The following is a 12,190-nucleotide window of genomic DNA, read 5'->3' as shown; positions in this document are numbered from 1 at the left end:
CTCAACCGAGGCGGAGCGGACGCTTCGCCTCGGAATCCAGCGCGACCGCCACCATGTCGCGCAACAGGGCGACCACCCGGTCCAGATCGGCCCTTGGGTCCAGCGTGCGGGCCACGGAGAGGCCGCGCACGGTCCAGACCGTCAGGCGCAGCAGGGGCGTGGTGATCGGTTCGCCATAGATGTCGTCGAAGCGTCGGGCCCAGGCAAAGGACTCGGCTTCGATCATGTTCTGCATCGGCAGCAGCCGTTCGGCCAGTTCGGGATCGCTGCGGGAGCCCTGGAACACCTCCAGCACCGCGACGCCCGAGGGGTGGCTCAGGACGTCCCAGGCGACCTCGACAAGGCTTTGCAGCTTCTGGCGCAGGTCGCGGATGTGACCGAGGCGCGCGACATACTCCTCGACTTCCCGGTCATAGACGGCGCGCACCACGAACAGCATCAGGTCCACCTTGGTGGGGAACTGATGCAGCATCGCGCCCCGACTGACCCCGGCCCGCGCGGCGACCAGCGAGGTGGTGGTGGCCGCGTAGCCGCTCTCATGCAGGCAGTGGATCGCCGCCTCCAGCAGGCGCATGCGCGTGCCGTCGCTGCGCTGCGCCTGGGTGCGGCGAGGTTTGGGAATGGGGTCGTCCACCTAAGGCGCCGCCGCGAGCAGGGCGCGGACGCCCGGGGCGATCTTGATGATCAGGTCGGCGGGCGGCTGCTTGCCCAGGAAACTGAACAGCGGGCGGGCCGAGGCGGCGTCGAAGGCCTCGACGCGAGCCAGCACGGTGTGGGCCTGGGCGCGGTCGGCCTCGGCCAGGGGCTTTCCGGCCTCGACGGCGTCCATGGCCGCGAGGGCGGCCCCGGCCAAGGCGGCGATGTCGGCCGAGATCGGCAGGGCCTGCTCCAGGGCCGGCCGGCCCCGGGCCACGGCCTGGAAGCGGGCGTCGTTGGCTCGCCAGGCGACGAGGTCGGCGCGCAGGGCGGCGGCCTGGCTGAGGTCCCCGGCGGCGAACGCCTTGGCGCGGGCCTCGAAACGATGGGCGACCAGGCTGTCGACGGGCGCGGCGTCGGCCAGGCCGTTGAGCTCCTGCACGATCTTCTGGCCGCGCAACGCCGCCAGGATGCGGTGGTCGTGGGCCATGTTGCGGGTCGGGCCGACCAGGTCCAGCAGCGTCATGACCGGTTCCGACTGGCCCGGCGCCAGGCGCGCGGCCATGCGGGCGCTGTTGGCCTGGTCGCGCAGCCCTTGGACGCGCAGTTGGTCCTGGACGACGGGCAGTCGGCGATAGAGGTCGTCGGTGTCGCGCACCGTGCGGGGCGACCAGAAGCGCTCCGCCAGGACGGCGGCGCGGGGCCACAGGCGCGAGTCGATCGTCTCGTCGGTCACGATCTCGGCCCACAGCGGCGCCTCGCCGCCCAGCACCAGATTTTCCTGCTCGGGCGTCAAGGGCGGCAGCGGCTTGGCGACCAGGGCGTCCGTCAGGACGGCCGCCATGATCGGCGAGAGCTTGCGGCCCTTTTCCGCCTCGGCCGGGGTGAGGCCGGCGGCGGCGGTGTCCAGCGGATCGAAGGCGTAGTGGAACGCGGCCGGGTTCAGCAGGTCCAGATAGTAGCCGGCCGAGACGATCGTCCGGTGGCCCTTGGCGACGGAATCGGCCGTGGCGTTCGAGGTCTGCCAGGCCTGGATCACCACGTCCTTCGGCGCGGTTCCGGTGGCGGCGACCTCCTCCCAGCCGATCATGGTCTTGCCGTGCTTGCTCAGGATCGCGGCGACGCGCGTGTGGAAATAGCCCTCCAGAGCGGCCTTGGAGCCCAGCCCCTTGGCCGTCATGAAGGCCCGCACCCGCGGATGGTCCAGCCAGACCGCGTCGCTGACCTCGTCGCCGCCGGCGTGGAAATAGGCGTCGGGGAACAGGGCGCCCATCTCGGCGAACAGGCCGTCGAGGAAGCGGTAGGTCTCTTCCCTGGTGGGATCGAGCGCGCGGTCCTGGGCGGCGAAGGCGTTGGCCGGCTTCAGCGGGGCCAGGGCCAGGTCGGGATAGACCTGGGCGATCGCGCGGGTATGGCCCGGCACGTCGAACTCCGGGACGATGCGCACGCCCCGGTCGGCCGCATAGGCCACCAGCTCGCGGATCTGCGCCTGGGTGTAGTGCTGGCCGTCGCCCGACGCTTGGAGCCTGGGATAGCGCCTGCTCTCGACCCGGAAGCCCTGGTCGTCGGACAGGTGGAAGTGCAGGACGTTCAGCTTGACCCGCTCCATGGCGTCGATCTGCCGCTTGACGGTTTCGAGCGTCATGAAGTGGCGGGCGGTGTCGATCAGCACGCCGCGCCAGACGAAGCGCGGGGCGTCGTCGATCGTCACGAAGGGCAGGGCGGCGCCGGGCGGATTGACCGCGATCAGCTGGCGCAGGGTGGCCAGGCCCCGCAGCACGCCCAGCGGTCCGTCGGCCTCGAGGGTCACGCCGTCGGCGGTCACCTCGAGGCGGTAGGATTCGGCGGTGGGATCGGGGCGGCAGGCGATGCTCAGCTTCGGCCCCGGGCGCTGAGCCAGCGCCATGCCGGTCAGGTTGGCCGCATCGTGCTGGAAGCGTTCGGCGGCGCGGCCCGCACGGGGATCGCGGCAGCCGGCGGAGTCGATCGCGAAGGCCCCGTCCAGCGCCAGCTCGCCCGCGTTCCAGGTCGCGGCGGCGGGCAGGGGCATCAGGGCCGGCTGGGCGGCGGCGGGCAGGGCGCCCATCGCCAGCATGGCCCCCAAGCAGGTCGATCCCAGCAGGGCGAAGGCGCGCTGACGCATGAAGGCTCCCATCCTTGATCTAACTTACAAGCGATCTTGACTGCATGTTAATTGCGCCACTATCGTTCGTGCAACAGAAAGGTCCTCGGACCCAAGCGTGGGAGAACGGAATGCGTGTGACGGCCCTGGCCCTGACCCTGATGGCGGCCTCGCCGGCCCTGGCCCAGAGCGCGCCGGCCCCCGCGCCCGTCGCGGCGCCAGCCGCCGCCTTCTCGGCCGACACGCCGCTGGAAGTCGTCGTCGCCGATCCGGCGGCCAAGGCCGTCCTGGCCAAGACCTTGCCCAACCTGGCGTCGCATCCGGCCTTCGACCAGTTCAAGGCCATGAGCCTGCGCCAGCTGCAGCCCTACGCCTCGGACAGGATCAGCGAGGACCAGGTGGCCAAGGTGGACGCCGACCTCAAGGCCTTGGCCGCCAAACCCTAGGGCGCTCGCGCGCCGACATCGCGGTCTTTCCGGCGCGGTCCGGCCGACGTCTTCGGGGCGTCGCCGAGGCCGCACGCCTGCGTTCGGGCCGCAAGAGCGCGTCGTAAGCGGCGAAAAAGACACATCAATTCGATAAACAGTCAGATGTGATCGTGAATTGGCTTGCAAGCCATAAACAATCATAATTGACTGTAAGTGAGGGCGTCGCGAACGGCAAAGAGCGCCCCACGAAACCAAATGAGGGGATTGGGAATGCGAAACACCGCTAGGACCTACCGGGCCGCCTTGCTGGGATCCGCCATGCTGGCGGGCGTCCTCGGCGCCACGACCGCAACGGCTCAGGAGGCGGCGCCGTCCTCGTCGTCGGTCACCAGCCTCGACGCGATCATCGTCACGGCCACCAAGCGCGAGCAGCGCCTGCAGGACGTGCCCGTGGCGGTGACCGCCGTGTCGGGGAAGACCTTGGAAGCATCGAACTTCCGCGAGGTCTCCGACATCCAGTACCTGGCCCCGAACGTCACGTTCTCGTCGACCAATCCGGTCGCCAACGGCGGCGGCTACCAGATCCGCGGCGTCGGCACCCAGACCTATGACAGCGGCGTCGAGCAGACCGTCGGCCTGGTGGTGGATGGGGTGATCATCGGGCTGCCCCGCGACCCGGGCGCGGCCGGCTTCGCCGACATCGAGCGCGTGGAAGTGCTGCGTGGACCGCAAGGCACGCTGTTCGGCAAGAACGCCTCGGCCGGCGTCATCCAGATCGTCACCAAGAACCCGCGCCTGGAGCAGACCTCGGGGCAGCTGGACCTGTCGTACGGCGAGCGCGACGAGCAGATCGCGCGCGGCGTCGTGAACCTGCCGCTGGGCAAGACGGCGGCGGTGCGGGTGTCGGGCTTCTACAACGCCCAGGACGGCGCCATCCCCTATGCGGTGCGCACCAGCGGCCACGTCGGCGACCGCGAGAACAAGGGCGTCCGCGCCAAGCTGCTGTGGGAGCCGGTCGACGACCTGACCATCGTGGTGGCGGCCGACTACCAGAAGGCCTTCGCCCGTGACGCGGCCATCATCCACACGCTGGGGATCAACCCGCGCTACAACAACCTGTTCGCGGCGTTCCCCGAGAAGCCGGGTCCCAACACCTACATCAGCTTCCAGGACGGCGACTGGAAGGCCAACACCAAGGTCCAGGGCGTCTCGGGCCAGGCCGACTACCGGATCGGCGGCTTCACGCTGACCTCGATCACGGCCTATCGCAAGTCGCAGATGACCCAGCTGACGGACATCGACCACGCGCCGATCGACATCTTCAACTTCAGCGACGGCGGCCTGGACAGCGACCAGTTCACCCAGGAATTCCGCATCACCTCGCCCTCGGGCGAGAAGCTGGAATACGTGGCCGGCCTCTACTACCTCGACACCCAGGTCGATGGCTGGACGACCCAGAAGGGCGACTTCCTCAAGTTCTCGACCGGCAGCGCGCTCTATCCCCCGGCGGTGCTCTACGGCCGGCGCGACCAGAGCAACGAGACCCGCAGCTACGCCGCCTACGGCCAGGCGACCTATGCGATCAGCGACGTCTTCAAGCTGATCGGCGGCCTGCGCTACACCGACGACAAGGTCTCGGGCGACCTGAAGGTCAGCCCGGTGCCCGGCTACTTCACCTACGGAACCCTGCTGCCCTATTCGGGCGAGGTGTCGGCCGACAACTGGTCCGGCCGGGTGGGCGCGCAGTACCAGCCCAACCGCGACCTGATGGTCTACGCCACCTACGCCACCGGCTACAAAGGCCCGGCGATCGACTCCCTGAACGGCCAGATCAAGCCGGTGAAACCCGAGACGGTCGACAGCTACGAAGCGGGCGTGAAGTCCACCCTTTGGGAAGGCCGCATGACGCTGAACGCGTCGATCTACCGGGCGGACTACACCGACTTCCAGGCCCAGGCCCTGGACCTGACCTCGGCGACGCCGCGGCTGGGCCTGACCAACGCCGGGCTGATGCGGGCGCAGGGTGTCGAGGTCGAGACCTCGATCCGCCTGGCCCCCGGCCTGACCGTCGGCGGCAGCGCCAGCTACAGCGACGCCAAGTTCAAGGACTATACGGGCGCCTGCTACACCGGCCAGCCGACGTCCGCCGTCACGGGGCAGGGGTGCTACCTGCTGCCGGGCTCGACCGGGACCTACGTCGCCAACTACGCCGGCCAACGCCTGACCAACGCGCCCAAGTGGAGCTACACGATCAACGCCGCCTACGAGCGGCCGGTGACCGCCGAGCTGAAGTTCGACGCCAGCGTCAACTGGGCGTGGCGCGACGACAGCAACAGCATCACCGCCGATCCCAAGTCGGTGGTCGGCGCCTACGGCATGCTGAACGCCGCCCTCGGCATCGGCCGCGACGACGGCCGCTGGCGGCTGGGGCTCTACGCCCGCAACCTGCTGGATAAGCGCTTCTTCGCGCCGTATCCGTCGCTGACCCTGATCAACGCCGGCGGCTACGAGAAGATCGTCAGCCCCGATGCGTTCCGCACGGTCGGCGCCAAGTTGAGCCTGAGTTTCTAAGGCTCGAATGGGCGAGCGCACCGATCTCCCTTGGGACGCTCGCCCACCCCTTTCTCGACGGGACGACGCCGCGACGCCGGGGCCGGCCAAGCGTGCGCGCTGACCGCCAGTTCACGAAGAGGCTGGACCGCGAGGGCGGTTGCCCTGATCTTTCCGCCATGACTCAAGGTTCGCAGACCCTCGCTCCGGTCGATCCTCGCCCCCGTCGCCGAACTCAGGCCGAGCGCAGCGGCGAGACGCGCCGCATCCTGTTGGAAACAACGATCCGCTGCCTGCACACCAAAGGCTATGCGGCGACGACCACTTTGCTGGTGGCGCAGGAGGCCGGGCTCAGCCGCGGCGCGATGCTGCATCATTTCCCGACCCGCGTGGACCTGATGATGTTCGTCGTCCAGTCGGTGTTCGACGACGAGGTCGCTATCTATGACGCGCGCCTGACGGCGATCCCCAATCCCAAGGAACGGATGTACGCCTTCCCGCAGATCGTCTGGGAGGTCCTCAGCCGTCCGTCCGGCGTCGCCGTGCTGGAAATCCTGCAAGGCTCGCGCAGCGATCCCGACCTGACCGAACGCCTGGCGCCGTTGCAGGCCGAGATCGAGCAGAACGCCCTGGCGCTGCTGGGGCGGTGGTTCGGCGACACCGGCGGCGCGTCCAAGACCGCAATGCGCCTGGTGGTCTGGGCCGTGCGCGGCCTGTCGATCGCCCAGGTGCTGGTTCCCGACCCCGAGGAGGTCGAGAAGTCGGTGACGTTGCTCCGGCGCATGCTCGAGGTCTACGCCGAGCGGCCGCGCGGTACGGAATAGGGGTGCGGCGGCGCAGTGGCGTGTCCGAGTTCTGCGCCGCCGCCGATGCCCGCTAGTGGCAATCGCTCGTCCGCGCCGGCAGCACCGGCGCGGTGCTGCCCGTGCGCCAGTTCCATGACTGGCTTCCCTCGGCCCGGCGTCGGCACATCACCTGCTCATGGAGCGCGTACATGCCCGGCATGAAGCCTGTCGCCGCTTGCGAGCTCTCGGCGAAGTGCATGTAGGCGCCGGCGGAGCCGAAGGCGTCCCAGGCCGGGCCGTGTTCGGACGACGGCTTTCCGCTGCGCGCAAAGCTGGTCCAATAGTCCAACATCTGGCTGGAGATCCGCCGCTCCGCGTCCGTCTCCGGGATCGCCGGCCAGGCCGGCGGCGTGTTGGCGATCGTGCCGAAGACGAAGGGCACTTCGCTGGCGTGGAAACCCGTCACGCCGGCCGCGTCGGCGCTGGGGTAGCTGTGGCTGAAATAATAGAGGAACGCGGGCTGACCCACGGCGGTCTGCTTGCGCACCAGGCGCTCGGAGGTCCAACCGAAGACCGCGTCGCGCGTGCTGTCCAGTCCGTTCTGTTCGAGATTGGCGGTCGCCGGATAGAGGCGGAGATAATCGTCCGCCAGGTCGCCGTAGCGCGCCTTGACGCCTTCGACATAGACCGCAGGGCTGGCCGGGACCGGCGGCGCCAGGAAGCGAAGGGTGCGGATCTCACCGCTGTTGAACCCCGCGATCAGCGGCACGGGCGCCTGCTCGCCATGATCGAAGGTGTCGACCAGCTGGCGCTTCAGGACCTTGCCGTCGATCGTCCCGTAGGGCGCATAGCCGGTCGCGGCCGACGCCTCGACCAGCTTGCGCGCGTCCATCGCCCGCAGCGTCGCGAGATCGGGCGCCTGCAGCTTGCCCGCCAGCCAGGCGCCGATGTCCTCGGCCGAAGCTTCCTCGCCCCGCTTGGCGCGCAGCTCGGGCATGGTGAAGAGGTAGCCGCTCTCCACGATCGCCTTGTCGAAGGTCCCGCGCGCCTTGGGCGAGGCCAGCAGATATTCGACGCTGAGCGCCCCGGCGGATTCCCCGAAGATCGTCACGTTGCGCGGGTCGCCGCCGAAGGACGCGATGTTGTCGCGCACCCATTGCAGCGCCTGGATCTGGTCGAGCAGCCCGTAGTTTCCCGAGGTGTCGTCGGGCGACTCCTTGCTGAGCGCCGGATGGGCCAGATAGCCGAGCACGCCCAGGCGGTAGTTGATCGAGACCAGCACGACCCCGCGCTTGGCGAATTCCCGGCCGTCGTACATCTTCGAATGACCCGATCCCCAGATCAGGGTGCCGCCATGAATCCAGACCATCACCGGGGCGTTGCGCGCGTCGGCGGGCGCGGTCACGTCGAGGGTCAGGCAGTCCTCCGCCATCGGCACCTTGCCGCGGTCGTAGGGACCCGCCGCCATCGGCGGCTGCATGCACGCCACGCCCATCGTCTGGGCGGCGCGCACGCCCTGCCACCGGGGCATCGCGGCCGGGGGCTTCCAGCGGCGCTCGCCGACCGGCGGAAGGGCGTAGGGGATCGCGCGGAACACCGTGGCGTCCCCCTCGCGCAGGCCTTCCACGGAACCGGCCGGTGCGTTCACGACCGGCGCCTGGTCGGCCGCGGACGCGCAGCCGGCTCCCGTGACCAAGACGCATGCGGCGAGGGCGGCGGCCATCAGGCGCGGAAAACTCGTCATCAGAGGGTTCCTTTTTGGAGGCGTTGGTTGCGGCGGATCAGGCGCGCGAGGATCAGGAACAGCGCGGCCGCGATCAGGTACATCGGCGCGAGGGCGTAGTAGGCGGCCCGCAGGGCGTGGTCGCCGTAGACGGGGCGGAAGTGGTCGCTGGCCATGCCGACATAGGTCGGGCCCAGCCCCAGGCCGATGAAGTTCATAACCAGCAGTAGCAGGGCGCCGGAGATCACGCGGCGTTCAGCGGGGACCTCGCCTTGGACGAAGGTGACGGTGGCCGACAGGAAGAAAGAGTTGAGGAACATGGGGACCAGCAGGAACAGCAGGGACAGCTGCCAGGTCGGCGCCCAGGCGAAGGCCAGGAAGAAGGGCAGGGCGAGCAGCAGCGAGATCGCCGGAACCGTCGCATAGGCGGCTTTGCCGCGCGCGGCGAACCGATCGACGATCCGCCCCGAGGCGTAGATGCCGGCGCTCATGCCGATCCCGACGACCAGCGCGTACCAGATCGCGACGTCGGCCAGCTGCATGCCCTTCTCGCGCATCAGGAACAGCGTCGTGAAGTTGAGCAGGCCGTAGGTGATGAAGTTGCCGGCGCCGCTGGCCAGGGACGCCATCAGCAGCAGCGGGTTGCCGAAGAACTGCGCGATGGTCGGGAACAACCCGGCGCCCGCCGCGTCCGGGGGCGTCGAGCGTCCCGGAGCGTCCATCTGTCCGCGCCTCGGCTCACGGACGATCAGATGGACGGCCACCGCGGCGACCACGCCGACCATGCCGATCACGTAAAAGGGGATGCGCCAGCTGAAGGCGGAGGCCAGCGAGGCGCCGAAGGCGACGCCCAGCGCCGAACCGATCGGCGGGCCGAGATTGAAGATGGCCATGGCCGTGGTCCGCCGCTCGCGCGGGAAGGAGTCCGAGATGATGGCGTAGGACGGCGGCACGCCGCCCGCTTCGCCGACGCCGACCATCATGCGCGCGACGACGAGCTGCCCGTAGTTGCCGACCATGCCGCACGCGGCGGTCGCGCCGCTCCACAGCGCGCAGGCGATGGCCAGGACCCTGACGCGGCTGGTGCGGTCGGCCAGCCAGCCGATCGGGATGGCGATGAAGCAATAGAAGAGCGCGAAATAGAAGCCGGTGAGCAGGCCCAGCTGGCCGTCGCTGATCTTCAGGCCGTCCTGGATCGGCTTGGCCAGGATCGAGATGAGCTGGCGGTCCAGGAAGTTGAGCACATAGACGAAGCAGAGCATCGCCAGCGTGATCCGCGCGCCGCTGGGGACGGGGACGGCTGGCCTCGGGGGCGTTTCGGGCGCCGGCGTCATATCGAGTTTCGCCTCTCCAGAAATCTTCATGGTCACGCCTTCTCCAGCCAGCCTGGCTTGCCCCGGCCGCCGGAATAGCCGGCGGCGACGCGCTGTTTCAGCAGGGCGGGCGGTCGGAAGCGCTCCCCGTAGGACTCCTGCAGGATCTCCTGGACCTGCAGGCACAGGCCGGAGGTGACGTTGTCCATCAGGGCGAACGGTCCGATCGGGTGGCCCAGGCCCAGCCGGCATGCGGTGTCCAGGTCCTCCGGCGTGGCGACGCCTTCCTCGACCAGCTTCACCGCCTCGATCAGCATCGCGTGCAGCATTCGATTGACCGCGAAGCCGGGGACGTCCTTCACCGCGATGGGCTTTTTGCCGACGCCTTCGAGAAGCGCGGTGGTCCAGGCGACGGTCTCCGGGCTCGTCTCGAAGGCCGGCACGACCTCGACCAGCTGCATCCGAGACACCGGCGAGAAGTAGTGCGTGCCGAGGAAGCGCGGCCGGCGCTCCGGCGACAGCGCAGCGCTCAGGGTGGAGATGGGCAGGGTCGAGGTGTTCGACGCGATCACGCAGGCCGGCGGACACGCCTTGTCGAGCGCCGCCAGGACCTCGCTTTTGACCTCGAGCGCTTCAAACACCGCCTCGGTCACCAGGTCGCGGTCGCCGAAGCCGGCGAGGTCCGGCGCTGGCCGGATGCGGTCGAGCGCCATGGCGCGTTGGCCTTCCGTGTAGAGGCCCCGCGATACGCCCCGGTCCAGCAGCGCCGCCAACCGGGCCAACGCCTTCTCCAGCGCCGCCGCGTCGCGGTCATGGAGCAGCACGTCCAGGCCGGCCAGCGCGAAGACCAGTGCGATCTCCGCGCCCATCAATCCGGCGCCGACGACACCGGTCTTCAAGTCAGGGGCGGGCGGTGACATAGCGGTCAAGCTCCCCCGTCTCGTAGTCGGCGCGCAGCCGGACCTTGTCGATCTTGCCGGTCGCGGCCAGCGGCATCGCCGGCAGCTGGACGATCTCGTCGGGAAGCCACCAGTCGGCCACCTTGCCCCGCAAGGCGTCGACGAACCCGTGTGCGTCGTCGGCCTCGCCCTGCCGCAGCTCCACCACCAGCACCGGACGCTCGCCCCATTTGGGATGCGGCTTGCCGATCACGGCCACCTGTCCGACGCGGGGATCGCGGCCGATGATCGCCTCGATCTCCGTGGGGTTGATCCATTCGCCGCCGGACTTGATCAGGTCCTTCGAACGTCCGCAGATCGTCAGGGCCCCGCCGTCGTCGATCATGGCCAGGTCGCCCGTGTCGAAATAACCCTCCGCATCGAGCGCGCTCTCGGCGGCCTTGAAATAGCGGTCGATCACCGAGGGGCCCTTGACCTTCAGGTGGCCGACCACGCCGCGCTGCTGATCCAGCGTGACGCCGTCGGCGTCGGTCAGCTTGAGGTCGACGCCCATCGGCGGCCGCCCGGACGAGCGTTCGCTCGCCGGAGGGAACTGGATCGAGTCCACCGTCCCGAGCGGCGACATCTCGGTCATGCCCCAGCTGGTCTGGACCCGCACGCCCAGGCGCTCCTCCATGCGCCGAAGCAGGGCGTCGGGGCATTTGGAGCCGCCGATGACCACCCGCTCCAGGCTGGGCACGTCCCCGCCGGTGGCGTCGAGATGGTCGAGCAGGCCGATCCACACCGTCTGCACGCCGCAGGCGATGGTGACGTTCTCGGTCCTGATCAGCGAGGCCAGGCTGGCGCCGTCCAGCTCCCGTCCCGGCAGCACAAGGCCGGCGCCGACCGCCGGCGCGGAGAAGGGGAGGCCCCAGGCGTTGGCGTGGAACATCGGAATGGCGACGAGGATCGTGTCCTTGGCGGACAGGCAATAGGCGTCCGGCTGGATCGACATCAGCGTGTGGAGGTAGTTGGAGCGATGGGTGAACACCACGCCCTTGGGCTTGCCGGTCGTTCCCGACGTGAAGCAGAGTCCCGCGGCGCTGGTCTCGTCGAACTGCCCCCACTGGACCGTTTCCCCGTGCGCCTCGATCAGCGCGTCGAGGTCTTCGACGGGAACCAGGCAACGGTCGGCGATCGACGGATCGACGGCTTCGTCCAGTACGATCACCCGTTCGATGGTCGGGCACAGCAGCAGCAGGTCCGGCAGCATCGGCGTAAGGTTCGCGGCGATCGCCAGCACCCGGTCGGCGGCCTCGTTGATCATGGCCGATAGGTGCGCCGGGGTCAGCCGGGGGTTCAGCGTGTGGCAGACCAGGCCGGCGTTCATCGTCGCGTAGTAGAGCTCGAGATGATGCTGGGTGTTCCAGGCCAGTGTGCCCACGCGATCGCCGACCCCGAGGCCAAGTCCGATCAAGGCGCCCGACAGGCGGTTGCTGCGCGCTCGCAGCTCCGCATAGCCGGCGCGCCGCTGGACCGCGCCGCGCGAGGCGGTCGCGACCGTGCGGGCCCCGTGCCACTTCGCGGCGTGGTCGATGAACTTGTCCAGGGTGAGCGGGTACTGTTGCATTATCTTGGGTACTTACCGAGGTCAGGGGTAGGGGCGGGCGCTGTCGGGCGCGCCGTGCCGCGGGAGCGGCGATCGCTCGCTGGCTCCCGCGGGGCTTTGGCGACCGTTCGAGGCGGCGCCGGTTC

General features: G+C 69.3%; 9 protein-coding genes. 3 read left to right on the top strand and 6 right to left on the bottom strand.

Annotation, left to right across the window (positions count from 1 at the left end):
* Window position 1: 1 nt before the first annotated feature.
* The gene (locus WAE60_RS16970; RefSeq protein WP_337687627.1) at window positions 2–634 is read right to left on the bottom strand and encodes a TetR/AcrR family transcriptional regulator; all 633 of its coding nucleotides are present in this window, start codon (window positions 632–634) and stop codon (window positions 2–4) included.
* Window positions 635–2,779, bottom strand: a complete 2,145-nt coding sequence (locus WAE60_RS16965; protein ID WP_337687626.1) for a family 20 glycosylhydrolase — start codon at window positions 2,777–2,779, stop codon at window positions 635–637.
* 110 nt (window positions 2,780–2,889) lie between these two features.
* Between WAE60_RS16965 and WAE60_RS16960 the strand changes: the two genes are divergently transcribed.
* The 3 genes from WAE60_RS16960 to WAE60_RS16950 all read left to right on the top strand — a co-directional run bounded on the left by WAE60_RS16960 (window position 2,890) and on the right by WAE60_RS16950 (window position 6,560).
* Window positions 2,890–3,204, top strand: a complete 315-nt coding sequence (locus WAE60_RS16960; RefSeq protein ID WP_029913008.1) for a hypothetical protein — start codon at window positions 2,890–2,892, stop codon at window positions 3,202–3,204.
* A gap of 252 nt (window positions 3,205–3,456) precedes the next feature.
* Window positions 3,457–5,757 (top strand): TonB-dependent receptor, encoded by a 2,301-nt coding sequence (locus WAE60_RS16955; protein ID WP_337687625.1) that lies wholly within the window; start codon window positions 3,457–3,459, stop codon window positions 5,755–5,757.
* 158 nt (window positions 5,758–5,915) lie between these two features.
* Complete coding sequence (locus WAE60_RS16950; protein ID WP_029913012.1) at window positions 5,916–6,560, top strand: TetR/AcrR family transcriptional regulator; 645 nt, start codon at window positions 5,916–5,918, stop codon at window positions 6,558–6,560.
* A gap of 52 nt (window positions 6,561–6,612) precedes the next feature.
* Here the strand turns inward: WAE60_RS16950 and WAE60_RS16945 are convergent, their stop codons facing one another.
* Genes WAE60_RS16945 through WAE60_RS16930 form a run of 4 tightly spaced genes read right to left on the bottom strand, consistent with a single transcriptional unit; the run spans window position 6,613 to window position 12,065 of the window.
* Window positions 6,613–8,265, bottom strand: coding sequence for a carboxylesterase family protein (locus tag WAE60_RS16945; RefSeq protein WP_337687624.1), 1,653 nt, complete (start codon window positions 8,263–8,265; stop codon window positions 6,613–6,615).
* On the bottom strand, window positions 8,265–9,608 hold the full coding sequence (locus tag WAE60_RS16940; protein ID WP_337687623.1) for an MFS transporter: 1,344 nt from the start codon (window positions 9,606–9,608) through the stop codon (window positions 8,265–8,267). The genes WAE60_RS16945 and WAE60_RS16940 overlap by 1 nt, the downstream gene beginning before the upstream one ends.
* Window positions 9,609–9,610: 2 nt before the next feature.
* Window positions 9,611–10,477, bottom strand: a complete 867-nt coding sequence (locus tag WAE60_RS16935; RefSeq protein ID WP_337687622.1) for a 3-hydroxyacyl-CoA dehydrogenase family protein — start codon at window positions 10,475–10,477, stop codon at window positions 9,611–9,613.
* Window positions 10,458–12,065, bottom strand: coding sequence for an AMP-binding protein (locus tag WAE60_RS16930; protein ID WP_337687621.1), 1,608 nt, complete (start codon window positions 12,063–12,065; stop codon window positions 10,458–10,460). Before WAE60_RS16930 ends, WAE60_RS16935 begins: the two co-directional genes overlap by 20 nt.
* Window positions 12,066–12,190 lie beyond the last annotated feature (125 nt).

It is taken from the genome of Caulobacter sp. CCG-8 (assembly GCF_037402475.1).
GTDB lineage: Bacteria > Pseudomonadota > Alphaproteobacteria > Caulobacterales > Caulobacteraceae > Caulobacter.
The sequence above is the reverse complement of the archived record's forward strand: the minus strand, read 5'-3'. Positions and strand labels throughout refer to the sequence as shown.